The 24,607-nt window shown below is 67.0% G+C and carries 25 protein-coding genes; 5 read left to right on the forward strand and 20 right to left on the reverse strand.

All coding sequences use genetic code 11. From position 1 onward, the window contains the following. Positions 1 to 75 precede the first annotated feature (75 nt). From HCA61_RS07830 to dapE, 9 genes are all read right to left on the reverse strand, one after another. Positions 76 to 243: a DUF3117 domain-containing protein gene (locus tag HCA61_RS07830; RefSeq protein ID WP_011211259.1), complete on the reverse strand. Its 168-nt coding sequence runs from the start codon at positions 241 to 243 to the stop codon at positions 76 to 78. A gap of 151 nt (positions 244 to 394) precedes the next feature. Continuing rightward, positions 395 to 967, reverse strand: coding sequence for a DNA-3-methyladenine glycosylase I (locus tag HCA61_RS07835; protein ID WP_169687961.1), 573 nt, complete (start codon positions 965 to 967; stop codon positions 395 to 397). Between the two features lie 17 nt (positions 968 to 984). Then, the gene (locus HCA61_RS07840; protein ID WP_169687610.1) at positions 985 to 1,428 is read right to left on the reverse strand and encodes a DivIVA domain-containing protein; all 444 of its coding nucleotides are present in this window, start codon (positions 1,426 to 1,428) and stop codon (positions 985 to 987) included. Positions 1,429 to 1,462: 34 nt separating this feature from the next. Next, positions 1,463 to 2,380, reverse strand: coding sequence for a glucosyl-3-phosphoglycerate synthase (locus HCA61_RS07845; RefSeq protein WP_169687611.1), 918 nt, complete (start codon positions 2,378 to 2,380; stop codon positions 1,463 to 1,465). After that, positions 2,377 to 3,255 (reverse strand): dihydropteroate synthase, encoded by an 879-nt coding sequence (folP, locus tag HCA61_RS07850; protein WP_169687962.1) that lies wholly within the window; start codon positions 3,253 to 3,255, stop codon positions 2,377 to 2,379. Before folP ends, HCA61_RS07845 begins: the two co-directional genes overlap by 4 nt. Before the next feature lie 94 nt (positions 3,256 to 3,349). After that, the gene (locus HCA61_RS07855; protein ID WP_346777532.1) at positions 3,350 to 5,125 is read right to left on the reverse strand and encodes a long-chain-acyl-CoA synthetase; all 1,776 of its coding nucleotides are present in this window, start codon (positions 5,123 to 5,125) and stop codon (positions 3,350 to 3,352) included. Positions 5,126 to 5,241: 116 nt separating this feature from the next. Beyond that, complete coding sequence (locus HCA61_RS07860; RefSeq protein WP_169687612.1) at positions 5,242 to 5,802, reverse strand: TIGR00730 family Rossman fold protein; 561 nt, start codon at positions 5,800 to 5,802, stop codon at positions 5,242 to 5,244. Further along, positions 5,796 to 6,608 (reverse strand): TIGR00730 family Rossman fold protein, encoded by an 813-nt coding sequence (locus HCA61_RS07865; protein ID WP_169687613.1) that lies wholly within the window; start codon positions 6,606 to 6,608, stop codon positions 5,796 to 5,798. The genes HCA61_RS07860 and HCA61_RS07865 overlap by 7 nt, the downstream gene beginning before the upstream one ends. 10 nt (positions 6,609 to 6,618) lie before the next feature. Then, on the reverse strand, positions 6,619 to 7,695 hold the full coding sequence (gene dapE / locus HCA61_RS07870) for a succinyl-diaminopimelate desuccinylase (protein WP_169687614.1): 1,077 nt from the start codon (positions 7,693 to 7,695) through the stop codon (positions 6,619 to 6,621). Positions 7,696 to 7,793: 98 nt separating this feature from the next. Between dapE and dapD the strand changes: the two genes are divergently transcribed. After that, positions 7,794 to 8,747: a 2,3,4,5-tetrahydropyridine-2,6-dicarboxylate N-succinyltransferase gene (gene dapD, locus HCA61_RS07875; RefSeq protein ID WP_169687615.1), complete on the forward strand. Its 954-nt coding sequence runs from the start codon at positions 7,794 to 7,796 to the stop codon at positions 8,745 to 8,747. Positions 8,748 to 8,829: 82 nt separating this feature from the next. Next, positions 8,830 to 10,155 carry an amino acid permease gene (locus tag HCA61_RS07880; protein ID WP_346777533.1) on the forward strand — a complete coding sequence of 442 codons (1,326 nt, stop codon included), beginning with the start codon at positions 8,830 to 8,832 and terminating at the stop codon, positions 10,153 to 10,155. A gap of 64 nt (positions 10,156 to 10,219) precedes the next feature. Here the strand turns inward: HCA61_RS07880 and HCA61_RS07885 are convergent, their stop codons facing one another. From HCA61_RS07885 to HCA61_RS07925, 9 genes are all read right to left on the reverse strand, one after another. After that, the gene (locus HCA61_RS07885) at positions 10,220 to 11,440 is read right to left on the reverse strand and encodes a helix-turn-helix domain-containing protein (protein WP_169687964.1); all 1,221 of its coding nucleotides are present in this window, start codon (positions 11,438 to 11,440) and stop codon (positions 10,220 to 10,222) included. A 226-nt stretch (positions 11,441 to 11,666) separates the two neighbouring features. Further along, positions 11,667 to 13,109, reverse strand: a complete 1,443-nt coding sequence (locus tag HCA61_RS07890) for an acyl-CoA synthetase (RefSeq protein WP_169687617.1) — start codon at positions 13,107 to 13,109, stop codon at positions 11,667 to 11,669. 52 nt (positions 13,110 to 13,161) lie between these two features. Beyond that, the gene (locus HCA61_RS07895; RefSeq protein ID WP_169687618.1) at positions 13,162 to 13,848 is read right to left on the reverse strand and encodes a rhomboid family intramembrane serine protease; all 687 of its coding nucleotides are present in this window, start codon (positions 13,846 to 13,848) and stop codon (positions 13,162 to 13,164) included. A gap of 30 nt (positions 13,849 to 13,878) precedes the next feature. Next, entirely contained in the window at positions 13,879 to 14,862 is a 984-nt protein-coding gene (locus HCA61_RS07900) for a proline dehydrogenase family protein (protein WP_346777516.1), read from the reverse strand. Continuing rightward, positions 14,859 to 16,514 carry an L-glutamate gamma-semialdehyde dehydrogenase gene (pruA, locus tag HCA61_RS07905; protein ID WP_169687619.1) on the reverse strand — a complete coding sequence of 552 codons (1,656 nt, stop codon included), beginning with the start codon at positions 16,512 to 16,514 and terminating at the stop codon, positions 14,859 to 14,861. Before pruA ends, HCA61_RS07900 begins: the two co-directional genes overlap by 4 nt. A 59-nt stretch (positions 16,515 to 16,573) precedes the next feature. Next, the gene (gene dapC, locus HCA61_RS07910) at positions 16,574 to 17,683 is read right to left on the reverse strand and encodes a succinyldiaminopimelate transaminase (RefSeq protein ID WP_169687620.1); all 1,110 of its coding nucleotides are present in this window, start codon (positions 17,681 to 17,683) and stop codon (positions 16,574 to 16,576) included. A 6-nt stretch (positions 17,684 to 17,689) separates the two neighbouring features. Beyond that, positions 17,690 to 18,013, reverse strand: coding sequence for a ferredoxin (gene fdxA, locus HCA61_RS07915; protein WP_169687621.1), 324 nt, complete (start codon positions 18,011 to 18,013; stop codon positions 17,690 to 17,692). Positions 18,014 to 18,166: 153 nt separating this feature from the next. Continuing rightward, entirely contained in the window at positions 18,167 to 20,722 is a 2,556-nt protein-coding gene (locus tag HCA61_RS07920; RefSeq protein WP_240959071.1) for a bifunctional FO biosynthesis protein CofGH, read from the reverse strand. A 91-nt stretch (positions 20,723 to 20,813) separates the two neighbouring features. Further along, positions 20,814 to 21,029, reverse strand: coding sequence for a hypothetical protein (locus HCA61_RS07925; RefSeq protein WP_240959038.1), 216 nt, complete (start codon positions 21,027 to 21,029; stop codon positions 20,814 to 20,816). 138 nt (positions 21,030 to 21,167) lie between these two features. Here HCA61_RS07925 and HCA61_RS07930 point away from each other — a divergent pair, with 138 nt between their 5' ends. Genes HCA61_RS07930 through HCA61_RS07940 form a run of 3 tightly spaced genes read left to right on the forward strand, consistent with a single transcriptional unit; the run spans position 21,168 to position 23,961 of the window. Next, on the forward strand, positions 21,168 to 21,644 hold the full coding sequence (locus tag HCA61_RS07930) for a PH domain-containing protein (protein WP_169687967.1): 477 nt from the start codon (positions 21,168 to 21,170) through the stop codon (positions 21,642 to 21,644). After that, complete coding sequence (locus HCA61_RS07935; RefSeq protein WP_247272942.1) at positions 21,641 to 23,230, forward strand: PH domain-containing protein; 1,590 nt, start codon at positions 21,641 to 21,643, stop codon at positions 23,228 to 23,230. The genes HCA61_RS07930 and HCA61_RS07935 overlap by 4 nt, the downstream gene beginning before the upstream one ends. 41 nt (positions 23,231 to 23,271) lie before the next feature. Continuing rightward, positions 23,272 to 23,961 (forward strand): uracil-DNA glycosylase, encoded by a 690-nt coding sequence (locus HCA61_RS07940; RefSeq protein WP_169687969.1) that lies wholly within the window; start codon positions 23,272 to 23,274, stop codon positions 23,959 to 23,961. Here the strand turns inward: HCA61_RS07940 and HCA61_RS07945 are convergent. Beyond that, positions 23,927 to 24,361 (reverse strand): hypothetical protein, encoded by a 435-nt coding sequence (locus tag HCA61_RS07945; RefSeq protein ID WP_169687623.1) that lies wholly within the window; start codon positions 24,359 to 24,361, stop codon positions 23,927 to 23,929. The two genes, HCA61_RS07940 and HCA61_RS07945, sit on opposite strands and share 35 nt — an antisense overlap. A 53-nt stretch (positions 24,362 to 24,414) precedes the next feature. Next, positions 24,415 to 24,573, reverse strand: a complete 159-nt coding sequence (locus HCA61_RS07950; protein WP_169687624.1) for a hypothetical protein — start codon at positions 24,571 to 24,573, stop codon at positions 24,415 to 24,417. Between the last annotated feature and the right edge of the window lie 34 nt (positions 24,574 to 24,607).

Raw genomic sequence — 24,607 nt, forward strand, 5'->3', positions numbered from 1 at the left:
GTCTCGCCGATACGAATCCGGGCCCCGCGCACAGACACCAGCGCGAGACCCGGAAACGTTCGAAAGAGGCGCTGATCAGCTGGTGACACTCTTGAGTTCGTCGCCGAGGGCCGCAGCCTCGTCCGGCGTGAGCTCGACGACCAAACGTCCGCCGCCCTCGAGTGGAACCCTCATGACGATTCCTCGTCCCTCTTTGGTTGCTTCGAGGGGACCGTCCCCGGTCCGGGGCTTCATGGCCGCCATCCTCTGCTCCCTCCAAATCTGCACCCGACCTCCGGGCGCGTGGGTTACCGTGTGGTTGCCTCGTCGCGGTCGACGATGCGCGCTCCACCATTGTTCCCTATCGCGGTCCTCGCTGGACAGCGGACTCCCGCAGGTGCCCGCGCGCAGTAGGTCAAGCGTCCGTTCGAACCCAGCACTCCGCGATGTGGTCGTCGACCATGCCGGTGGCCTGCATGAGGGCATACGCAGTGGTGGGGCCCACAAAACGGAACCCCCGGCGCTTGAGTTCACGCGCCATGGCCGTCGATTCCTCGGTCACCGCGGGAATCCGCTCCGCGGAGTCGAACCGCTCGGCGCGCCGCGGCGGCGCGAACGACCACAGCAACGTGTCGAGGTCCGAATCGGTGAGATCGAGTACCGCTCGCGCGTTCGACACGACTGCCTCGATCTTGAGCCGATTGCGGACGATGCTGGCGTCGGCCATCAGCGCCGCGATCTTCTCCTCGTCGTAGCGAGCCACGATGTCGACATCGAAACCGTCGAACGCCGCGCGGAACCCCTCGCGTTTACGCAGGATCGTCAACCACGAAAGCCCCGACTGGAACGCCTCGAGGGCGAGCCGCTCGAACAGTTCGTCGCGGCCGTGCAGTTCCCGTCCCCATTCGGTGTCGTGATAGTCGCGGTAGAGCGTCTCGCCGGTGCGATCGACCGCCCAGGGACACCGTGTCCGTCCGTCCGCGGTCATGGTCCGTCCGTCCGAGGTCATGACGTGGCCCCTTCGTCGGCGTCCTGCTGCTCCATCTCGGCCACCGACTCCGCCGGTCGCGTGGACCCGCAAGGCCTGGATTCGTCGTGCTCGTCGTCCGGTTTCTCGACGACGCGATCGTCGGGAAGGGGTACGTCGTCGCCCAGCGTCTCGGCGGACACCTCGTACTCCGCGATCCGCGCCTTGAGTTCGTCGATCTCGCGAGCGAGCCGATCGAGTGCCCAATCGACCTCGCCCATCTTGTATCCGCGCAAAGTCTGCTGGAAGCGCAGATCTCGCACGTCGGTGCCCGTCACGTCGGACGCGGGCAGGACGGTGGCTGTGGTACCGGGCGGGATGGGCGCGAGCGCTTCACCACGCCCGAACACCACACTCGCGACGAAGAACAGCGCGGCGCCGACGACGACGATGACGAGCACGTACAGCAGAACCGTCAGCATCCCTCGATCTTGACACGCCGCACCGACATCCGGATCAGCCGGTGATGGTGAGCATCGGTGGACGGTCCTCGAGGCTCACGTGCGTCTCGACCGGGCTGAACGAGTCGCCGTCGACGAGGAACTGGGTCAGGGGCGCACCCGAATCCGCGATTCCGCAGCGACCCAACATCGTCCCGACGATCTGCCTGCTCATCGCGCCGAGCTCGGACAGGGGCCGGTTCCGGTGCTTGCGCACGCCGAGGTTGACCTGGGCAATCGCATCGAGACCGCGCTGGTCGTACGTATCGAGCAGCAGTCCGATCTCGACGCCGTAACCCGGTGCGAACGGCACCGACTGCAACAGCTCGCGGGTACCCGCGTATTCGCCGCCGAGAGGTTGGAGGACACACGTCAGTTCCGGCCGCAGAGCCGCGAGCAGCGGTCGGGCGACCAGTTCGGTGACTCGGCCACCTCCGGAGGCGTCCTCGGCGCCACTGACCCGTAGGGGCCTCCGGTAGAAGCCCTTGACGAGGTGGATTCCGTCTCCGAGCAGTAGCGGGCCGAGGAGCTTCGGCACGAACGCCGGATCCGGGTTGATGAGATCGGAATCGACGAACGCGATCAGGTCGCCGGACGTCGCCGCGATCGACCGCCACAGGACCTCGCCCTTGCCCGGGACCGGTGGCACACCGGGCACCGCTTCCTCGCGGGAGATCGTGCGTGCACCGGCGGCACGCGCGCGGGCCACGGTGTCGTCCGTGGAACCCGAGTCGAGCACCACCAGCTCGTCGACGAGACCACCCAGGAGGGGGTGGATCGAGTCGACGACCCTTCCGACGGTTTCCTCCTCGTCGAGAGCGGGCAACACCACGGTCACCGTGCGCCCTGCCTTCGCGCGCTCGAGTTCGGCGACCGTCCACGTGGGACGGTCCCAACTGTTCGCTTCGCTCCAGGTGCGGGTGGGAGCGCTCATGCCAAGCCCCTGACCGTGCGGGCGGGCAGGCGGGTGCCGACGATCGCGGCGGTCATGTCGACCACGCGGCGGGTCGCTGCGACCTCGTGCACCCGGAACACCCTCGCTCCCGCTGCCGCGGACAATGCTGTCGCTGCCAATGTGCCCTCCAACCGCTCGGCGAGTTCGACTCCCAGAGTCTCGCCTACGAAGTCCTTGTTGCTGAGCGCCATGAGCACAGGCCACCCGCTATTTACGAGAACGTCCACGTGCCGCAACAATTCGAGCCCGTGATAGGTGTTCTTCCCGAAATCATGGGTGGGATCAATGAGGATCGAGTCGGACGCGACGCCTCGCCGCGCAGCGTCCTCGGCAGCGCCGACGACCTCGGCCGCGACCTCGGCAACGATGTCGGCGTACCGCACCCGGTGAGGACGGGTCCGAGGGACCGCGCCGCCGGTGTGGGAGCACACGATGCCCACGCCGAGCGCTGCCGCGACGTCGACGAGTTCGGGGTCGGCGCCCGCCCACGTGTCGTTGATCAGATCGGCGCCTTCGGCGACCGCGCGCCGCGCGACCTCGCTGCGCCACGTATCGACGCTGATGAGCACGTCGGGGTATCGCTCACGGATCGCTGCCACGAACGGTACGACCCGCCTGATCTCCTCAGCAGTGTCGACGAGGTCGCCCGGTCCCGCCTTGACACCGCCGATGTCCACGAGATCGGCTCCCTCGGCGACGGCGCGGTCGACTGCGGCGAGGGCTGCGTCGTCCGTGAACGTCGCGCCCCGGTCGTAGAAGGAGTCCGGAGTGCGGTTGACGATCGCCATCACGAGGGCCCGGTCGGTCGCGACCGGCCTGCCGCACAGCGTCGGAGACGGTCGTCCGCCCACCATCAGGGATGCGTGCCCGGGTGGGCGCACGTCGCGATGTGCGGGCAGCTCGGGAACCTCTGCGGCGGAACCGGTCATGGCTCCCATCCTGACATGATCAGCGTCGAGGGATTTCACCCCGAGTGACTGCCTCGACGTATCCGTCGTAGTGGGGGCGATATCCGTCGGAGCGGTCTGCGAGTACGAACACCGCGTCGGACCCGGTGTCGGTGTAGCCCTGCTTGCGCAGATCCACCTTGCGACTCTTGAAGGTCGTCGTGTGTTCGAGCTCGTCGACGATCCGCACGAACAGCGGCACCGCATAGTCCGGGAGCGCGTGGTGCAGGGCCGCGGAGAGCGCCGCGCCGTCGAATCCCGAGTCCGGATTCAGCGTGACCGCGACCATGCCCGCGCGGCCTTCTACGCCGGGCACCTCGACCCCGTAGGCGACGGCTTCGGCGATCGACTCGTGCGACGATACCGCCCCTTCGACCTGGGTGGTTGCGACGTTCTCGCCTTTCCACCGGAAGGTGTCGCCGAGTCGGTCGACGAACGCGACGTGCATGAAACCCTGTTTGCGGACGAGGTCGCCGGTGTCGAACCAGACGTCGCCGTTGTCGAACCCGTCGCGGACGAGTTTGGCTTCGGTTGCCTCTGGATCGGTGTAGCCGTCGAAGGGAGCGCGGGACGTGACCTTCGCGAGGAGCAGTCCGACCTCACCTTGCCGGACGCTCTTCAGACGCCCGTCGGCACCGCGTCGCGCTTTGCCCGTATCGGGGTCGTATTCCACCACCGCGTGCGGGAGCGGGCAGATTCCCGCAGTGCGGGTCTGGTTGAGCGCGTTGATGAATGCGATGTTGCATTCGCTTGCGCCGTAGAACTCTGCGACACGGTCGATTCCGAAGCGGTCGGTGAACTCGGTCCAGATCTCGGGTCGCAGGCCGTTGCCCACGATCAGCCGGATGCCGTTGTCGCGGTCGTCGGGACGCGCCGGCTGGTTGAGCAGGTAGCGGCAGATCTCACCGATGTAGATGAACGCGGTGGCTCCGTTGCGTCGGGCATCCGCCCAGAATCCTGACGCCGAGAACTTGCGGCCCAGCGCGAGGGTCGCTCCGGAACCGAGCACCGACGAGAGCGCGACTGTCAGTGCGTTGTTGTGGTAGAGCGGCAGGCAGCAGTACAGGGTGTCGTCGCGGCGCAATCGGACACCCAGTCCGCCGAGCCCCGACATCGATTTGAGCCAGCGGAAGTGCGACATCTTGCTGGCTTTGGGTAGACCTGTCGTCCCCGAGGTGAAGATGTAGTACGCGGTCTCGGAGGCCTGTAGACGTTCGGTGACGGCGGGGTTCGCGGAATCGGCCTCGGCGGCGAGTGAGTCGAGCTCGTCGACGCGCAGCACCGCCTCCGCCTGCGGTGGTCCGTCGAGGGACTCGATCGCGTCCTCGCATTCCTCGCCGATCACGAGGACCCGGCTGTCGAGTAGGCCGAGGCTGTGGGCCAGGACCTCGCCGCGCTGATGATTGTTGAGCATGCCTGCTGCGGCACCGAGCTTGACCGCTGCGAGCGTGATGAGAAGCGCTTCGGGCCTGTTCGTCATGAGGATGCCGACGACGTCGCCGACCCGCACGCCCCGCGCCGTCAGCACAGCCGCGTACCGGTTGACCTGTGCGTTCGCATCGCCGTAGCTCAGTGTGTCGCCGTCGAAACGCAGGAACGGACGGTCGGGCCGACGCTCGGCAAGTTTCTGGAAGACCGAACCGATCGTCTCGCGGGCTGTCGGAGTGCGGGTCATTCCGAGCGCTCCGCGCAGCAGGCTCGGTGCATCCGGCAGCATGGTCGGCAGTTGGGCAAGCAGGCCTAGCGGGGAGATGGTCGAATCACGCTCGGTGGACACGGACTTGGTCAACTTCGTTCCTCACGGCGGTCGGCTGGGCAGCAGGCTCGGAAGAAGTCGCAGCTCCCCCGAACTTACCGAAGAGTAGATAATCGATCGGCCGAACGAAACCCCCTCTACATCCGAGCGGCCGCGCCACACCGGTCGAGCGCATCCTCGATATCGTCGGTGACCTGCAGGGAATCGAGCGCCCGCCGAGCCACGAACCCGGTGTCGACCATCGACTCCAGCCACGTGAGCAATCCGGTGTAGTGCCCGACCGGATCGAGCAGCACCATGGGTTTATCGTGCATCCCCAAGTATCCCGCGGTCCAGGTTTCGAAGAGCTCCTCGAGGGTGCCGATACCACCGGGCAGGGTGATGAACGCGTCGGCGCGGTTCTCCATGATCTCCTTGCGCTGGCGCATCGTATCGGTGACTACGAGTTCGTCCGCGTCGACGTCGGCGACCTCACGGTGCACGAGCGCCTTCGGGATGACTCCGAGCGTGTGCCCGCCCGCAGCGCGCACGGCGTCGGCGATCGCACCCATCATCGACACGTTGCCCCCGCCGGAAACCAGCCTCCATCCGCGACGTCCCAGCGCCGTGCCGACCGCGGTCGCGAAACCGAGGTACGACTCGTGCACCGGACCGGACGCGCAGTAGACGCACACCGCCAGACCGGACTCGCTCACCACGAGGCCTCCTCCCCGTAGAGCTCGTGCTCGTCCTCACCGCGGTGCGCGGCGACGATGATCTGCACCGCCTCCTCGATGCTGTCGGTCACCGAGATCAGGTCGAGGTCCTCGGCCGAGATCTTGCCCTCGCGCAGCATCGTCGAGCGGATCCACTCGAGCAGCCCCGACCAGTACTCGGTGCCGAACAACACGATCGGGAACTGGGTGATCTTGTGGGTCTGAACCAGCGTGACCGCTTCGAACAGTTCGTCGAGCGTTCCGAATCCGCCGGGCAGGCAGACGAACGCCTGTGAGTACTTCACGAACATCGTCTTGCGCGCGAAGAAGTACCGGAAGTTCAGGCCCAGATCCACCCAATCATTGAGTGACTGCTCGAATGGCAATTCGATACCCAGCCCGATGGAGAATCCGCCCGACTCGCTCGCGCCGCGGTTCGCGGCTTCCATCGCACCGGGGCCACCACCGGTGATCACGGCGTATCCGGCTTCGACGAGTGCAGCGCCGAGACGGCGACCGACCTCGTAGTCCGCGTGGTCCGTCGGCGTCCGCGCCGACCCGAACACCGCGACAGCGCGTGGCACCTCGGCGAGTGCACCGAACCCCTCGACGAACTCACTCTGGATTCGCAGCACCCGCCACGGGTCGGTATGCACCCAGTCGGCAGGCCCTCGCCGGTCGAGCAGACGCTGATCCATCATGGTGGACTCGAACGCACGCTCGCCGCGCAACTGCACGGGTCCGCGATGCACGACCTCGTCGCGGTCGCGTCGACTGTTCGAGTTCGCGGGGGGTTCGTCGCCTGGCATGCCGGTCACGTTATCGGGTGAGGTACCCGCGGAGCACTGTGGTCACCTCGGTGATGTGACGCACGTCTACATTCTCGTCCCGCTTGTGCGCGAGGTTCGGGTCGCCCGGGCCGTAGTTGACGGCGGGGATCCCCAAGGCCGCGAATCTCGAGACATCGGTCCATCCGTATTTCGCGCGGAAGCGCCCGTCGGCCGCCGCGACCAGTGCTGCCGCTGCGGGATTCGCCAGCCCGGGCAAGGCGCCGGGCGACATGTCGGTCAGCTCCATCTCGATGTCGAGGCCGGCGAAAACCTCCTTCACGTGTGCGAGGGCGGTGTCGGGGCTGCGGTCCGGGGCGAATCGGAAGTTGACGTCGACCTCCGCAGTGTCGGGCACGACATTGCCTGCCACTCCCCCGCCGAGGCGCACGGCGGACAGCCCCTCGCGGTACACACAGCCGTCGATGTCGACCGATCGCGCTTCGTACCGCGACAGCCGTTCGAGTACGGGCGCGAGCTTGTGGATCGCATTGTCGCCGAGCCACGACCTGGCCGAATGTGCTCGCACACCATCCGTGGTGATCCTCACCCGCAGCGTCCCCTGACAGCCCGCTTCGATCAGCCCGCCGGTGGGCTCGCCGAGGATCGCCACGTCGGCATCGAGCCACTCACGTAGATCGGACTCGATTCTGCCGAGTCCGTTGAAGGAGGCGGCGATCTCCTCACAGTCGTAGAACACGAGTGTCAGGTCGTGCGCGGGTTCGGCGACCGTCGCAGCGAGATGCAGGAAGACCGCGTCGCCCGACTTCATATCGGAGGTACCGCACCCGTACATCAGATTGCCCTCGCGCCGCGACGGCACGTTGTCGGCGATCGGCACCGTGTCGAGGTGACCGGCCAGCATCACCCGGCTTCCGAGACCTCGGTTCGTGCGCGCCAGAACAGCGTTGCCACTGCGAATCACCTCGAACCCCGACGTCTGTTCGCGCAGCGCCTTCTCTACGGCGTCGGCAATGACCGATTCGTCCTGCGACACGCTGGGAATGTCCACCAGGGCAGCGGTGAGGTCGATCGGATCGGCATGCAGGTCGAGGTGTGGAACGGTCATAGCCGCACAATACGGAATCACGCTTTTTCACAGGTTCGGCATCGGTTTTTCACAGGGCCTACACAGGAGCACGCGCGCCTCGCGTACGCTTCTCGACCGTGAGTGCACACGGAGCATCAGCAGTAGGCATCGCGAACATCGCGTCGGACGGCACCGTCCTCGACACCTGGTTCCCGGCTCCCACGCTGGGCGAACATACCGAAACCGGGACGACGCAGCTCGAAGGCAAGGACATCCCGTCCGACCTCGCGCTGCTCGCAGGGACCGACGAGGCGCGCGACGTCAACCAGGTCGCGGTCCGCACCACCATCGCCGACCTGTCGCAGGCACCCGCCGACGCACACGACGCCTACCTGCGTCTGCACCTGCTTTCCCATCGTCTCGTCCAACCGCACGGCATCAACCTCGACGGTCTGTTCGGCCTGCTCGCCAATGTGGTGTGGACCAACTACGGTCCCTGCGCTGTCGAAGGGTTCGAACTCGTCCGTTCGCGTCTTCGCATCCGCGGACCCGTCACCGTCTACGGCGTCGACAAGTTCCCGCGCATGGTCGACTACGTCGTGCCGTCCGGTGTCCGCATCGCCGATGCCGATCGCGTCCGTCTCGGTGCGCACCTTGCCTCCGGTACCACCGTGATGCACGAGGGCTTCGTGAACTTCAACGCGGGCACCCTCGGGAACTCGATGGTCGAAGGCCGAATCTCCGCGGGCGTCGTCGTCGACGACGGCTCCGACGTGGGTGGCGGCGCATCGATCATGGGCACCCTGTCGGGTGGCGGCAAGGAAGTCATCTCCATCGGAAAGCGCTGCCTCCTCGGAGCGAACGCCGGCGTCGGCATCTCTCTCGGTGACGACTGCGTCGTCGAGGCAGGCCTGTACGTCACCGCCGGAACCAAGGTCACCGGCCCCGACGGCACCGTCATCAAGGCCAAGGAACTCAACGGCAAGTCCAATCTCATGCTGCGCCGCAACTCGGTCAGCGGTGCTGTCGAAGTGGTTCCCAACAAGGGCACCGGCGTCGAATTGAACGCAGCCCTCCACGCCAACGACTGAGTAGGGTCTCGTGAGCACAGCCGAGTCGCCCGCAACCGAGCCGCAGCACCTCGGAAGCGGGCTGAAAGTCCGACATCTGACCATGATGGGGCTCGGCTCCGCGATCGGCGCCGGCCTTTTCCTCGGCTCCGGCGTCGGTATCGCCGCGGCTGGTCCCGCCGTCCTCATCTCGTACGTCCTCGCGGGCATCATGATCATCTTCGTGATGCGCATGCTCGGCGAGATGGGCGCGGCACTTCCGGTCTCCGGTTCGTTCTCGCATTACGCCCGCATCGGGATCGGCCGCTGGGCCGGGTTCACGATGGGATGGCTGTACTGGTTCATGCTGATCATGGTCCTCGGCGTCGAGATCACCGGCGCATCGGCCATTGTGCAGTCGTGGCTTCCCGGTGTGCCCCAATGGGTTGTGGCACTCGTGTTCGTCACCTTCTTCGCCGTGATCAACCTCGCGCGTGTCGCCAATTTCGGTGAGTTCGAGTTCTGGTTCGCCGCGTTGAAGGTCGCTGTCATCGTCGGCTTCCTCGTGCTGGGTGTGCTGTTGGTGTTCGGACTGCTGCCCGATACCGATCCCGTCGGCACCGTGCACCTGCTCGGCGACGGTGACGGATTCGCACCGAACGGCCTCGCCGGCATCGCTGCGGGCCTGCTCGCGGTCGCATTCGCGTTCGGCGGGATCGAGATCGTCACGATCGCCGCTGCCGAATCGAAGGACCCGGAACGGTCGATCGCCACCGCCGTGCGCTCGGTAGTGTGGCGAATCAGCCTCTTCTACCTGGGTTCCATCGCGATCATGGTGCTCGTGTTGCCCTGGACCACCGCGAGCGGCGACACCTCACCGTTCGTGTCCGTCCTCGATATCGCCGGGATCCCCTACGTTTCCGGCTTCATGGAACTGGTCGTGGTGGTCGCGCTGTTGTCGGCGTTCAACGCGAACGTGTACGGAACCTCGCGGATGGCCTACTCCCTCGCGCGCGGCGGAGACGGACCCGCGTGGCTCGGCAAGCTCTCCCACAACGGAGTACCTCGCAACGCGGTGCTGGTGTCGGTCTTCTTCGGCTTCGTCAGTGTGTTGCTGAACTGGCTGCTTCCCGATCAGATCCTCGGAATCCTGCTCAACGCCGTCGGCTCGGCGCTGATCGCGATCTGGCTCTTCATCGTGGTTGCGCACCTGCGGCTACGGCGGCGGTTCGAGCAGGAGGGCACGCTGAAGCTGAAGATGTGGGCGTTCCCCTACCTGAGCTGGTTCACGCTCGCCATGCTCGTCGCGTTCATCATCCTGATGCTCTCCGACTCCGACGCCCGCGCGCAGCTCACCGCTACTGCCGTACTGTTCGTGATCATCAGTGTGATCGGCATCGTCTGGCGCAGGTTCCATCCCGCAGACTCCGAGAATCTTCCCGCTTCCTGACAGAGTGTCGGTCTCGGGCCCGGCCGAACGCCGGGCCCGATTCCCGACTGCGCGAGGCGAGGTGCTACTGGGCGGCGAGGAATTCCCTGTCCGCCCCGAGGCCTTCGAGCCTCCGGGCGATCAGCGCAGCTTGCAACTGTCGCAGACCCGAAGGGCGTGTGGGATCGAAACCGGTCAGCTGAGAAACCCGCTTGAGCCGGTAGTCGACGGTGTTGGCATGCACGTGCAGTGACCGTGCGGTCAGCTGTCTGCTCAGATCGTGCGAGATATGGGTCTCGAGAGTCTCGACGAGTTCGGGTGAATCGTCGAGTGGATCGAGGACACGCGCGAGATGCCGCCGTGCCGGGCCAGGACGGGTCAGCTGGTATTCGAGGGCCAGATCGTGCATTCCGTACGTGCCGACCGGGCGTCCCAGCAATCGGACGAGGTCCAGCAGTTCGTGGGCCTGCTTCGCCGCTGCAGGCACTTCCGGCACGGACGCATGCACCAGCGCCACCGTCACCGAGACACCGGCCACCGCCTCGATCCGGTGCCGCAGATCGTCGACCGATGGAGAGGTCGACGCCCCCGCGAGCAGGACCGTCCCCCCTTCCGGCCCGAGCAGCGCCAGATGCTTGCCGTCGCAGATGGCTTCCAGTTCGACCTCGACGCGACGCAAAGTTCGTCGGGCGACGACTTCCGGGCGCACGTGCGGATTCCGCTCGTCCGGATGCCGCGCCAGCGACACGGCGAGCACCGTGTATCCGTCGGCGAGTTCGAGCCCCGAACGGCGCGCGACCGACGCCGCATCCTGTCCGCTGAGCAGTGCAGCGACGAGTTCCTGTGCGGCGACGTCGCGCTCGCGGCGAATCACCTCGAGCTCCGAGACGAAACCGGTCGTGGCGGTGACGGTGACGCGTTCGAGCAATGACATCCACAGCCGCGAGGCGTCGGCGACCGACATGACGTCTCCTTCGCGGGCCCGGTCGCTGACGAGCTCCCAGCCGAGGCGAATGCCCTCGTGGTAGATGCGCAGCATGTATTCGAGGCGGAAGCCTGCCCGTGCCCACTGCGCTGCGCTGCTGCGCAGGTCTGCGAGATCTGCATCCGACGGCAGCTCGCCGGAGTCGAGCAGGTGGATCGCGATGCGCAGGCACCGCACGGTGACCTCGGTGACGTCGCCGCGCAACGACTCTCCCGGGCGTAGCGAGCACGGTGCGACGTTGTCTGCGAAGTGTGCGACCAGCTTGCGCGCTACCGCAGGCAGGTCGCGAAGCGGGACCGACGCCGGCTTGCCGTCGACCATGAAGGCCGGGCTCGCGCCGCTGTAGCGATCCGAACGAAGCGCTTGCTCGGTGTCGCGAACCTGATCCGTCAAAGACATACCTCGAACCCCCATCGAAGTGAGTAGACCTACTTACTCTGCAGTAGACAATCCGCCCTGGAGTGTGGCACACGCAACCCTCGAGCCGACTGTCTGTCGAGTTTCCGCCGACACCGGGACTCCGCCGGAGAATGTTCCGTCAGCATCGCTACTGCAACAGTTTCTTCTGTACCTTTCCCATCGCGTTTCGTGGCAAGGAATCGACCACTCGCACCTCCCGCGGGCGCTTGTGGATCGAAAGCTGCTGAGCAACAAGCGTGATCAACTCTTCCTCGACCACTTCCGGACCATCGGCGCGAGGAACCACGAACGCGACGATACGTTGGCCGAGATCATCGTCTTCCAAGCCCGCAACCGCAACCTCGCTTACCGCTGGGTGCGCGAGCAGCACGGTCTCGATCTCTCCGGCGCCTACGCGAAAACCTCCGGACTTGATCAGATCCGTCGATTCCCGGCCGACGATCCGGTGGAAACCGTCGGCGTCGATTACCGCGACATCACCGGTGACGAACCACCCGTCGTCGGTCCACGAAGCGGCTGTCGCCTCGGGACGGCCCAGATAGCCGTCGAACAACATCGGCCCGCGCACCTGAAGCACACCGATGCTCTCCCCGTCGTGGGGCACGTCGGCGCCGTGTTCGTCGCGCAGCCGCGTCTGCACCCCTGCAACCGGTGTCCCGACCCAGCCGGGGCGACGATCACCGTCGGCACGTGTACTCACTGTGAGCATCGTTTCGCTCATTCCGTACCGCTCGATCGGGGCGTGACCGGTGAGCTCGCGCAACTTCTCGAACACCGGCACAGGCAGCGGGGCGCTACCCGAGACGAGCAGGCGCGCGCTACCGAGTGCGCGCGCGGACTCTTCGTCCTCGGCCACCCGCGACCACACCGTGGGCACACCGAAATAGAGGGTGCCCGCAGCCTCCGCATAGGCCTGCGGGGTCGGCTTACCCGTGTGGATGAGCCTGCTACCCATCCGAAGTGGGCCGAGGACACCGAAGATCAGTCCGTGCACGTGGAACAGCGGCAGTCCGTGCACGAGCGTGTCGCGCTCGGTCCAGTCCCACGCCCGCACGATCGCGTCGAGCCCGGCCGCAATGGCCTGGCGACTGAGTAGCACCCCCTTGGGCGAGCCCGTGGTGCCGGATGTGTAGAGCACGAACGCGACCTTCGACGGGCTCGGTTCGGGAACGTGATGCCAGTCGCGCGCGTGCAGTCGCACCGGCAGCACCGGAAGTTCCGGCACCTGCACTCCCGCGCCGGCACCGCCCGTCTCGGGAGCGGACCCGAGCCACGCCTGCGCACCCGAATCCTTCAGAATGTGGGCGAGCTCCGCCGGCCCCGAGTCCGGCGGCACCGGCACCACGGTGACGCCCGCGAGCAGGCAGCCGACGACCGCCACGACCGTCGTCGCAGTGGGGGTCGCGAGCACCGCGACCCGCTCGGCCCGCGACACACGGGCGGCCACCGCGGTCGCCGCACCGAGAATGTCGCTGCGCGACAAGGTGTGGCCGTCGATCCGGACGGCATCGGGGACATCGTCACCGCGGGCGACGGCAAGCGGGTTCAACGAACGCAGTAGTGCAGACACCCCAGTCACGATACTTTGGCGATCTTCGATCGCACATATCGCTTGCGCACGTTCAGGAACGGAGATGCCCGTGCACGCCGGGGTGGGACGCGGTGATCTGCCGCGGCGGCGGTAACACGATTCCGAGTACTGCCCCGAGCAGCATGCCGATCAGGACCGCAACACCGTGGGCATCGTCGAAGAGAACCAGCAACACCCCGGCGACGAACGTGCCCGCCGATGCCAGGAGTAGGGCGTGCCGGGCCGCCACCACCGGCCACAGGCCCGCGAGCGAGGCTGCCATCACGAACGTCGCTCCCGACACCCCCGACCCCACCGATGGGGAGACGAACGAGGTGAACAGCCCCCACAACAGCTGGCCGACCACACACAACGCGACCGCGCGCTGCCACCCCCAGACTCGCACCACCGCGATCGCGACGATCGCGAACATCACCAGATTGCCGACAGTTCCGGCGACACCGTCTTGAGTCAGCGCCGAGGTGAAGACCCGCCACCATTCACCGTCGCGAGTGCGGATCGGATCCCGACGGAACACCATTTCCATCGAGGGTTCGATCAATCGGATCACCGACGGCACGGCGATCAGTAGCCACAACGCGATCGCAGCGACCGGAGGCGGCCACCACCAGCCGTTCGCGGCGTGCCTGCCGTGACGCGGGGCTGCCATCAGCGCGGTCAGCGCCACCACGACGACGTACAGCACCCACGAACGGGGGTCGTCGCCTGAGGTACTCACGGGCGCCAATCTACCGGCGAGGGGGTCCGCTCAGTCGCGCCTGAGGAGTGACTGCAGAAAGAATCGCAGGTTGGCGGGGCGCTCGGCGAGGCGTCGCATGAGATAGCCGTACCACTGCGACCCGTACGGTACGTACACCCGCACCCGCCGGCCTGCACCGGCCAAGCGCACTTGCTCGCCGTCGCGAATCCCGAACAACATCTGGTGCTCGAAGTCGCCTCGGCCACGTCCGGCCACCGCGGCGAGCGGATCGACCGCCGTCACCACGGCGGGGTCGTGCGAGGCGACCATCGGGTACCCGTCTCCCCCCATGAGTATCTGCAGGCACCGTAGATACGACGCATCGACTTCAGCGCGATCCCGGTACGCCACCGACTCGGGCTCGTCGTACGCGCCTTTGCACAACCGCACCCGCGACCACGGTCCCGACAATTCTCGGCAATCGCCTTCGGTGCGGCGCAGATACGCCTGTACGACCGCCCCCACGTCGGGAAAATCGATGCGCAGCTCGCGGACGATCGCGAGCGTGTCGTCGGTGACGGTGTGGTCTTCGGCGTCGATACTCACCCACGCGCCCACGTTCTGTGCGGCGGCGCAGATCTCCCGAGCGTGGTCGAGCGCGATCTTGCTACCGTCCGACCCGAGCGACAGCCCGAGAGCCGTGAGCTTGACCGACACTTCCACTGCGGGCGCACCCCCGAACGTCTCGGGCGTGAGTTCTTCGAGCTTCCCGAGATCGGTGAGCAGGTCACGGTATTCTTCGACGATCGCACGGGCCTGCCCGACGTCGAGGGTGTTCTCACCGAGATGGTCGACACTCACGCCCCTGCCCGAACCCAACAGGTGCGCGGCAACGGTCACCGCGTCCGCGCGGGTGTTCCCGGCAACGAACCGGTCGACGATGCGTCGAGTGGGTGGTGCGGCGGTCACCACGCGGCGCACCGCGTCCGATTTCGCGGCCGTGAGGATGACCGGACGCAGCGGGTTCGACAGCGCGTCGCCGAGACCGGTCACGGTTCCGTCCCGGGGCCGGGTTCCATGTGCGGGTAGCGGTGGTCGGTGGGCGGGACGAACGTCTCCTTGAGTGCCCGCGGCGACACCCAGCGCAGCAGGTTCAGCGCTGAGCCTGCCTTGTCATCGGTACCCGAGAGGCGACCACCTCCGAACGGCTGCTGTCCGACGACCGCACCGGTGGGCTTGTCGTTGACGTAGAAATTGCCCGCCGTGAACCTCAACGCGGCGGCGGCATGCTCGATTGCGGCGCGATCCTCCGCTATCACCGCACCGGTCAGGGCATACGGGGTTGCCGTGTCGATCATCGCGAGCACGTTCTCCCACGCACCGGCCACGCTGTCGTCGTAGACGTGCACGGCGAGAATCGGACCGAAGTATTCGGTGGTGAGAGCTTCGTCGCCGGGATCGTCGACGAGCAACACCGTGGGCCGTACGAACCACCCGACCCACTGGTCGTACCCGCCACCGACGGCGAACTCCACCGAGGTGCGGTCGCGAGCGCGATCGAGAGCACCGACGACCTTCTCGTATGCGCGACGATCGATCAACGCGCCACCGAAATTGGACAGATCGGTCACGTCGCCGTAGGTGAGCGCATCGACCTCCGCGAGGAAGCCCTCCCGCATCCGCGACCACACCGAGCGCGGCACGAACGCGCGCGACGCCGCGGAGCACTTCTGTCCCTGGTACTCGAACGCGCCGCGGATCAGCGCAGTGGCCAGCACAGCAGGATCGGCAGAAGGATGCGCGACGACGAAGTCCTTTCCGCCGGTCTCCCCCACGATCCGCGGATAGGTCCGATACACGTCGAGGTTGCCGCCGATCTCCTTCCACAGGTGCCGGAACGTCGCAACCGATCCGGTGAAATGAAGACCTGCGAAACGGGGGTCGCTCAGGACCACGTCGGACACGGCTCTGCCGTCTCCGGTGAGCAGATTGATCACGCCGGGCGGCAGACCTGCCGCCTCGAGCACGCGCATCGTCCAGTGGGCCGCGAGGGACTGGGTCTCCGAGGGCTTCCAGATGACGGTATTGCCCATGAGGGCGGGCGCGGTCGGCAGGTTCCCGGCGATCGCAGTGAAGTTGAACGGCGTCACCGCGTAGACGAACCCTTCGAGCGGACGGTGATCCATACGGTTCCACACACCGGGCGAGGACATCGGTTGCTCGGCCAGGAGACCGCGTGCGAAATGTACGTTGAACCGCCAGAAGTCCACGAGTTCACACGGCGCGTCGATCTCGGCCTGCTGCACCGACTTCGACTGGCCGAGCATCGTGGCGGCCGCGATGGTCTCGCGCCACGGCCCCGACATCAGGTCGGCGGCCCGCAGCAGGATCGCGGCGCGCGCATCGAACGGCATGTCGCGCCACGCGGGCGCAGCGGCGGTAGCTGCGTCGACCGCTGCCGCCGCATCCGCTGCGGTGGCGTTGCGGAGGGTTCCGAGCACCGCCGCGTGGTTGTGCGGTTGCACGATGTCGACGCGATCACCCTCGCCGTGGAGGTGCATTCCCCCGATCACATGGCTGACATCGATCGGCTCTGCGGTGAGTTCCGCGAGCTTTCCGAGCAGGCGGGTTCGCTCGGGACTGCCCTGGGCATATCCGTGAACCGGCTCGTTCCTCGGCTCAGGAACAACTGTGACGGCGTCCATGGTGCCTCCTGGGCCCAGGGTAGCGCCGGGTGAACGATCGAGCGGGATGTTCCGATCGATCAGGCCAGTCGCTGTGCGGCAGCCTCGATCCGCTCGTCGGTGGCCGTCAACGCGATCCGCACGTGCTGCACACCACCGGGACCGTAGAACTCGCCGGGTGCAACGAGAATGCCGCGCTCGGCGAACCAGTCGACAGTGGTGCGACACGCTTCATCGCGGGTGGCCCACAGGTACAGACCCGCCTCGGAGTGGTCGACGGTGAAACCGGCGCCGCGCACGGCCGCGAGCAGCGTCTTGCGACGCGCCCGGTACCGCTCACGTTGGATGGCCTCGTGCTCGTCGTCGTCGAGTGCCGCAGTCATCGCGGCCTGGATCGGCAGCGGCACCATCATGCCGGAGTGCTTGCGCACCTCGAGCAGATCGGCCACGAGTCCGGGGTCGCCGGTGACGAATCCCGCGCGGTAACTCGCAAGGTTCGAGGTCTTCGACAGCGAATGCACTGCAAGAAGATTGGTGTGGTCACCGTCGCTCACGCTCGGATGCAGGATCGAGAGCGCTTCGCCCTCCCACGTGAGTCCGAGATAGCACTCGTCGGACACGACGATCGCGTTCCGGGTGCGCGCCCAGTCGACCACCTTGCGCAGGTGGTCGCGGCCGAGCACTTTGCCGGTCGGGTTCGACGGCGAGTTGACGAACACCAGCGACGCACCCTCCGGACCGAGCCGGGTGAGGCCGTCGGCGCGGATCAACCGAGCGCCCGCGAGCAACCCTCCGACCTCGTAGGTCGGATACGCGAGCTCAGGGATGACGACGAGATCGGTGGCGCCGACACCCAGCAGGGTCGGCAGCCACGCGATCATCTCCTTGGTACCGATGGCAGGCAGGATCGACGCCTCGTCGATGCCGGTGATCCCGTAACGACGCGCGAGCGCACCCACCGCAGCCCGACGCAGTTCGGGCGTTCCGTGGGTCGTGGGATAGCCCGGCTCTTCCGCAACCGAGGTGAGCGCTTCCCGGATCACCGGTGCGACCGGATCGACAGGCGTACCCACCGAGAGGTTGACGATGCCGTCGGGGTGCGCGGCAGCCTTCGCCTTCGCGTCGGTCAGTGAATCCCAAGGAAAGTCCGGAAGGCTCTGCGCGACCGACCGGCGTGTGCGTGTCGCCACAGGTGCCTAGTCCTCACCCATGGGAGGCAGGTTCTTGACGAACGGCGTGTCGTAGTCGACCTTGCCGAGCTTCGCTGCGCCGCCCGGCGATCCGAGATCCTTGAAGAAGTCGATATTGGTCTGCACGTACTCGGACCACTCGTCCGGCACGTCGTCCTCGTAGAAGATCGCCTCGACGGGGCACACGGGCTCACAAGCACCACAGTCCACACACTCGTCCGGGTGGATGTACAGCATGCGACCACCCTCGTAGATGCAGTCGACCGGGCACTCTTCGATGCATGCCTTGTCCAACACGTCCACGCACGGCTCCGCAATCGTGTACGTCACTGCTGTTCTCCCTGCCTCTCTTCGATGCCCGCCGACCCGGTACGGTCCCAGCGCATCGGCGCACTGGCGCCCACAACCGAACAGTATCCACCGTCGCCGGTGGCCCCCTCCCTCTTAGGGTGCCCTGACCCGACCGGGGGCCACGAGCCGGGACTATCGAACAGTGACGCCGATCTCACGACGGGCATACGCGGTGGTGCGTTCCCGGGCGGGACGACCGATGCCCTCGGCGATCGCCACCAGTTCGGCGACGGTTTTCTCCGACCCGTGCTGCGAACCCGCCATCCGCGAGATCGTCTCCTCCATCAGCGTGCCACCGAGATCGTTGGCGCCGCCCTCGAGCATCGCCTGTGTCCCCGCCACGCCGAGCTTGACCCAGCTGGTCTGGATATTCGCGATCCGCCCGTGCAGCATGATGCGGGCCAGCGCGTGCGCCGCGCGGTTGTCTCGCATCGTCGGCCCCGGACGCGAGGCGCCCGCCAGATAGAGCGGCGACGACTGATGCACGAACGGCAGCAACACGAACTCGGTGAACCCACCCGTCCGGTCCTGGATTCCGCGCAGCACGTTCAGGTGCCCCACCCAATGGTGCGGCTGGTCGACGTGCCCGTACATCATGGTCGAACTCGACCGCAGTCCCACCTCGTGCGCCGTCGTGACGACCTCGATCCACTCCGCGGTCGGCAGCTTGCCCTTCGTCAGGACCCACCGCACCTCGTCGTCGAGGATCTCCGCGGCCGTACCGGGGATGGTGTCGAGGCCGGCCTCGCGCAGCTCGGTCAACCATTCACGGATGGAGGTACCGCTCCGCGCGACACCGTTGACGATCTCCATCGGGGAGAACGCGTGCACGTGCATGGAGGGCACCCGCGCTTTCACTGCCCGCACCAGATCGGCGTAGCCGGTGACGGGCAGCTCCGGATCGATGCCACCCTGCATACACACCTCGGTGGCGCCTGCGACGTGCGCTTCCCACGCCCGGTCGGCGACTTCGTCGGCAGAGAGCGTGAAGGCATCGGCGTCACCCTTGCGCTGCGCGAACGCGCAGAACCGGCAGCCCGTGTAACAGATGTTGGTGAAGTTGATGTTCCTGTTGACGACATAGGTGACGTCGTCGCCGACCGTGTCGCGGCGCAGCTGATCTGCCAGCGCCACCATTGCCTCCAGGCCCGCACCGTCGGCGTTCGCGAGCGCTGTGTACTCGGCATCCGAGCACCCTCCCGGGTTGCGCTCCGCGGAACGCAACGCCGACAGCACGTCGCGCTCGAGGCGAACCGGCGCGGACTCACCCAGTGCCAGCACCTGCTCGCGCACAGTGTCCCAATCACCGAAGGCACTGCCCAGGTCGGAGCGATGATCGGTATTGCGCCCGGTCACGTCGATCTCGGAGTTGAGGTCGATACGCCCCGACGACTCCCAGTCCACATCGGGCTCCTGCCACGGCAGACCCGACGGGATGACCCCTCTGGCGAGACCGGTCTCCGGGTCGGACAGCGCACGCACGTGCGCGGTGATCCTCGGATCGATCCACGGCTGACCGGCCAGCACGTACTGCGGCTGCGCTGCGATTCGTTCGGTGAGCCGGAAGCCCGCTTCGGCGCTCAGCCGGGCAAGCGTGTCGAGGTTCGGCCACGGCCGCTCCGGATTGACGTGATCCGGGGTCAGCGGCGACACCCCGCCCCAGTCGTCGACTCCCGCCCCGAGCAACGCGCGGCACTCGTCGAGCGACACCAGGTTGGGCGGCGCCTGGATACGCATACCCGGACCGAGGATCAGACGGGTGACCGCGATCGCGGCCAGGAATTCGTCGAGCGCGGCGTCGTCGACGTCGCGCATCGCCGTGTCGTCCTTGGCCCGGAAGTTCTGCACGATGACTTCTTGGATGTGCCCGAACGCCTTGTGCGTCTTCCTGATCGCCAGGATCGACTCGGCACGCTCGACGAACGACTCGCCGATTCCGACGAGGATGCCCGTAGTGAACGGCACCGACAACCGGCCCGCATCGGTGAGCACCCGCAGCCGCACGGACGGTTCCTTGTCGGGGCTGCCGTGATGGCACTGGCCCTTCTCGGTGAACAACCGCTCCGAGGTCGTCTCGAGCATCATGCCCATCGACGGCGCTACCGGCTTGAGCCGCGAGATCTCGGCCCAGCTCATCACGCCCGGGTTCAAGTGCGGAAGCAATCCGGTCTCCTCGAGCACCCGGATCGACATCGCGCGCACATAGTCGAGCGTCGAGTCGTACCCGCGTTCGTCAAGCCACTGCCGCGCCTCTGGCCACCGGTCCTCGGGCCGGTCACCGAGAGTGAACAGCGCTTCCTTGCAGCCGAGCTCGGCGCCCTGCCGTGCGATCTCGAGGATCTCGTCGGGCTCGAGGTACATCCCCCGGCCTTCTGCCCGAAGCTTGCCCGGGACCGTGACGAACGTGCAGTAGTGGCAACGGTCGCGGCACAGCCGGGTGATCGGGACGAACACCTTCCGCGAGTAGGTGACCGTACCCGGCCGCTCCTGCTCGAGCAGACCCGCATCGCGTACCCGGGCCGCCGACGCACACAAATCGTCGAGGTCGGCGCCGCGCGCCTGCAGCAGCACAGCGGCTTCGTCGATGTTGAGAGTCACCCCGTCGCGGGCGCGACGCAGCACCCGGCGCATCGCAGACGGGGACGGCCGGGGAGCGGCACCGGGGCGCAGCGACGGCGACGGAAGCATCGCAGAGTGCTGGGTGTCGTCAGCGGAATCGGTCATGGGCCGATCATGCGCCCCTGCCGTGTCGCATGCCACTTCGGGGTGCACCCGGCTGTCACTCGTGGGGATAGTCGTCGTCCACGGCTACCTCGCGATTCTGCTCGACCGCGTCGGCAGGATCGACCTCGAGCGGCAGGTCTGTCGGGTATGTATCGCGAGGCTCGTCATAAGCCGGCGTCGACTGTTCGGCCCGATCGCCTTCGGAATCCTCCGCCGAAAGGCTGCCGAACCCGAGGACATCGGCAGTGTCGGTCATGTCGGCTTCGCTCATCTCGATCCTCCTCGTGACTGAAACGCCCGGCAGTGTGGGAATACTCGGGGCTGCCCCGATCGGGTGTCCAACCAAGCCTAACGTGGAACCCTGAACCGAGTCGGGAGTGTGAATGTGGACAGCAGCACCGGGACGGTGATGACCGAACCCGCATGGAGGCCGAGTCCGAAGGCTCGGGCATTGTGGGCGATCAACGCTGCGTTGATGTGGGTACCGATCGTCATTGCGCAGGTCGTGTGGGGTGTGCTCGACTCCGGTCGGGCCGGGTGGCACATCGCCGCGGCCGTCGCGACCGTCGTCGTCGCGGGCGTGCACATCACGGTGGTGCCGCTGTGGCGGTATCGGGTGCATCGATGGGAGATCAGCGACACCGCCGTCCACACCCGCTCCGGTTGGTTCACGCAGGAACGCCGCATCGCACCGATCTCCCGGATCCAGACCGTCGACACCGAACGCGGACCGATCGACCGGTGGCTCGGGCTCGCGACCGTGACCGTCACCACCGCGTCGTCCGCAGGTGCCGTGGAAATCACCGCGCTCGATGCGGCAGTGGCCGACGAGACGGTCGCACGACTCACCGCGATCGCAGGTGGCGACGGAGCCGATGCGACGTGACTTTCGAATCCGAGACACCCCCACCCGACACGACGCATCCTGCAGGCACCGTCGACGACGACATCGTCGGCTGGCAGCGACTCGACCGCCGGATGCTGCTGATCCATCCGGTCGAGGAGATCGCGAAGCTGTTCCCCGTCCTGATCGGGTCGGTGTTGCTGGGCAGCAGCAGAGGCAACCCGTACTGGGGGCTCGGTGTCGCGGGGCTGCTGGTCCTTGTCGGACTGGCCCGCTGGTTCACCACGAGCTATCGGATCGGGCCCGCGCACGTCGAGTTGCGCCGCGGTCTGCTCCGACGCCGCGAGCTCTCGGTCCCGCGCAGCCGCATCCGGTCGGTCGACGTCGATCGGCGGGTACTGCATCGACTGCTCGGCCTCGCAGTGGTGAAGATCGGCACCGGACAATCGGTCGGCAGCGCCACCGATCACAACAGATTCGAACTCAACGGCATCGCCATCGAGGACGTTCCCGCTCTGCGTGCCGGACTCCTCGGGGACGGCCTCGCTGCCGCAGCGCCCGAAAGCACGGCCGCGCGCACACCGGTGGACTCCGTGCGCGCCCCGATGGGCACTGCACCGAGCGAACGCGAACTGGCCCGCCTCCGATCCGGGTGGGTGCGGTACGCGCCGTTCTCGGCCACCGGCCTGATCGGTATCGCCGCCGTGGTCGGGCTGGCGTTCCAATACGGGATCGGCGAACAACTCACCGAATCGGACACCGTCGCACGCGGGGTCGATGCGCTCGCGGCCGCCGGCATTGCGGTCGTCGTCGGAGTCGCAGTGGTCGTGATCCTCGTCGTCGCGAGCATCGCCGCGTGCATCCGGTACCTCCTGCTGTACGGGAACCTACTGGTCACCGACGACGGACGGATGCTGCGGGTCGGGCGAGGCCTGCTCCGGGTGCGGCACACGACGCTCGATCGCGCGCGCCTTCGCGGCGTCGACGTCCACGAGCCCGTTGCACTGAGACTCGTGGGAGCTGCACGACTCGACGCGATCATGACAGGTGTATCGGCCGAACGCGGCGAGTCGTCGCTCGTGCTGCCGTCGGCGCCCGATGGTGAGGTCCGCCGGGTCGCAGGCGAAGTGCTCACCACCGATTCACCGTTGACGGTGCCGCTGGTCCCCCACGGCGCTGCGGCACGCCGCCGCCGATTCACCAGGGCGGTCGCGCCGGTGGTGTGCCTGATCGCGGCGGGCATTGCACTCACCACGATCCTCGACCGGCCGCTGCCGTTGCCCGCGACCACAGCCGGAACGGTGGTGCTCGTCGTTGCCGCGGCAGCGCTCGGGTGGGATCGCTATCGGGGGCTCGGGCATGCGTCGCCGCCGGGGTACCTCGTCACACGTGCGGGTTCCGTCGATCGTCATCGGGTCTGCCTCGAGTCGGACGGGATCATCGGATGGACCGTGCGCCAGACGTTCTTCCAGCGGCGCGCGGGAGTGGCGACGGTGATCGCTGCGACGCCCGCGGGCGCAGGCCACTACGAGGTCGTCGACGTCCCCGAAAGCGACGCCTGGGCGTTGATCGAATCCGTGACGCCCGGCGCGGGCGATATCTGGACACGCGGAGGTCATGCCTCGTGATCGATCCTTGGCGCAGACCCGGAGCAAGCACGCTCGCGGTGATGGACGAGTTGCTCGTGGACTGCCGCGCGTGCCCGAGGCTGGTCGAGTGGCGTGAACGCGTCGCACGGGAGAAGCGGGCCGCTTTCCGCGACGAGGAGTACTGGGGAAGACCGGTCCCCGGTTTCGGCCCCACCGATGCGGCGCTGCTCATCGTGGGATTGGCGCCTGCCGCGCACGGCGCGAATCGGACGGGTCGGATGTTCACCGGCGATCGCTCCGGGGACTTCCTCTACGCCGCCATGTACGAAGCCGGACTCGCGTCGCAACCGACTGCGACCCACATCGGTGACGGACTCGAATTGTTCGGCACCCGGATCACCTCACCGGTGCACTGCGCGCCCCCCGCAAACAAGCCGACCGTGACCGAGCGGGACACGTGCCGTGGCTGGCTCGAGCAGGAACTCGCGTTGCTCTCGCCGACGCTGCGGGCCGTCGTGGTGCTCGGTGGTTTCGGATGGCAAGCGTTGCTCCCGGTGCTTACCGCCGCGGGATGGGTCGTGCCGTCACCGCGTCCGAAGTTCGGGCACGGCGCAAGCGTCACCCTCGCCCCGGCGACCGAGGGCAAGGCCCCGCTGCACCTGTTCGGGTGCTATCACGTGAGTCAGCAGAACACCTTCACCGGCCGCCTCACCCAGGAGATGACCGCGGCGGTTCTCACATCTGCTGCGCAGGCGGCCGGGCTGTCTTGATGATCGCTTTGATCCTCGCCGAGAAGAGATAACCGCCTGCGGGCAAGAGCGCCGCGACGGGAAGCATCAGGATCCGCCAGTCCGCCATGGCCAGCTGATCGCCACCCGGCCCGACGGCCAGGCACACCGCGAATCCGAGCAACCAGGCCGCGAGCGGCAGCATCGCGGTTCGCAGCGAGTCGGTTTCGCTGTACAGGGCCATCACCAGCAGCAGATTGATCACCGCTGCGAGCAGAATCGTGATCGGGAACGGAACCGGGCCGATGTAGAGGCCGAGGAACAGCACCGACAGGATCGCGCAGAGGGCACCGTCGAAGACGAGCAACGCAACGATGCCTCGCCGCGGCTCCGGCGGCAGCGCGGGTACGTCCGGCAGTTCGGTTGCAGGGTCGACGGTCATCGTTCCATAGTGCGTGACGGCACCTCTGCCGAGCTACCCGGGGTCGGGGCAGGTCAGGGCACGGGCGGGTAACCGAGCATGGTCAGCAGGTGCGATTGCATGTCGACGAACCCGTAGAGCGCATCGAAATAGCCGGCGCGAATCTCGTCGGCGTGCGGCCGCAACGAGTCGACGAACGCGACGATCTGATTCTGAACGGACCAGTTGTACATCGCCGCCCCCTCCCTCCATAGGTGACGGCGGTCA

This window comes from Rhodococcus sp. HNM0563 (genome assembly GCF_012726195.1).
In the GTDB taxonomy this organism is placed as follows: domain Bacteria; phylum Actinomycetota; class Actinomycetes; order Mycobacteriales; family Mycobacteriaceae; genus Rhodococcus.

Excerpts from the sequence above, each read along its gene's own strand:
- HCA61_RS07920 (WP_240959071.1), bottom strand. The coding sequence starts at position 20,722 with ATGCTTCCGTCGCCGTCGCTGCGCCCCGGTGCCGCTCCCCGGCCGTCC.
- HCA61_RS07845 (WP_169687611.1), bottom strand. The coding sequence starts at position 2,380 with ATGAGCGCTCCCACCCGCACCTGGAGCGAAGCGAACAGTTGGGACCGT.
- HCA61_RS07835 (WP_169687961.1), bottom strand. The coding sequence starts at position 967 with ATGACCGCGGACGGACGGACACGGTGTCCCTGGGCGGTCGATCGCACC.
- HCA61_RS07950 (WP_169687624.1), bottom strand. The coding sequence starts at position 24,573 with ATGTACAACTGGTCCGTTCAGAATCAGATCGTCGCGTTCGTCGACTCG.
- HCA61_RS07925 (WP_240959038.1), bottom strand. The coding sequence starts at position 21,029 with ATGAGCGAAGCCGACATGACCGACACTGCCGATGTCCTCGGGTTCGGC.
- HCA61_RS07830 (WP_011211259.1), bottom strand. The coding sequence starts at position 243 with ATGGCGGCCATGAAGCCCCGGACCGGGGACGGTCCCCTCGAAGCAACC.
- folP (WP_169687962.1), bottom strand. The coding sequence starts at position 3,255 with ATGGTGGGCGGACGACCGTCTCCGACGCTGTGCGGCAGGCCGGTCGCG.
- HCA61_RS07945 (WP_169687623.1), bottom strand. The coding sequence starts at position 24,361 with ATGACCGTCGACCCTGCAACCGAACTGCCGGACGTACCCGCGCTGCCG.
- HCA61_RS07930 (WP_169687967.1), top strand. The coding sequence starts at position 21,168 with ATGACCGAACCCGCATGGAGGCCGAGTCCGAAGGCTCGGGCATTGTGG.
- HCA61_RS07840 (WP_169687610.1), bottom strand. The coding sequence starts at position 1,428 with ATGCTGACGGTTCTGCTGTACGTGCTCGTCATCGTCGTCGTCGGCGCC.
- HCA61_RS07865 (WP_169687613.1), bottom strand. The coding sequence starts at position 6,608 with ATGCCAGGCGACGAACCCCCCGCGAACTCGAACAGTCGACGCGACCGC.
- HCA61_RS07880 (WP_346777533.1), top strand. The coding sequence starts at position 8,830 with ATGATGGGGCTCGGCTCCGCGATCGGCGCCGGCCTTTTCCTCGGCTCC.
- HCA61_RS07940 (WP_169687969.1), top strand. The coding sequence starts at position 23,272 with ATGGACGAGTTGCTCGTGGACTGCCGCGCGTGCCCGAGGCTGGTCGAG.
- HCA61_RS07885 (WP_169687964.1), bottom strand. The coding sequence starts at position 11,440 with ATGGTCGACGGCAAGCCGGCGTCGGTCCCGCTTCGCGACCTGCCTGCG.
- pruA (WP_169687619.1), bottom strand. The coding sequence starts at position 16,514 with ATGGACGCCGTCACAGTTGTTCCTGAGCCGAGGAACGAGCCGGTTCAC.
- dapE (WP_169687614.1), bottom strand. The coding sequence starts at position 7,695 with ATGACCGTTCCACACCTCGACCTGCATGCCGATCCGATCGACCTCACC.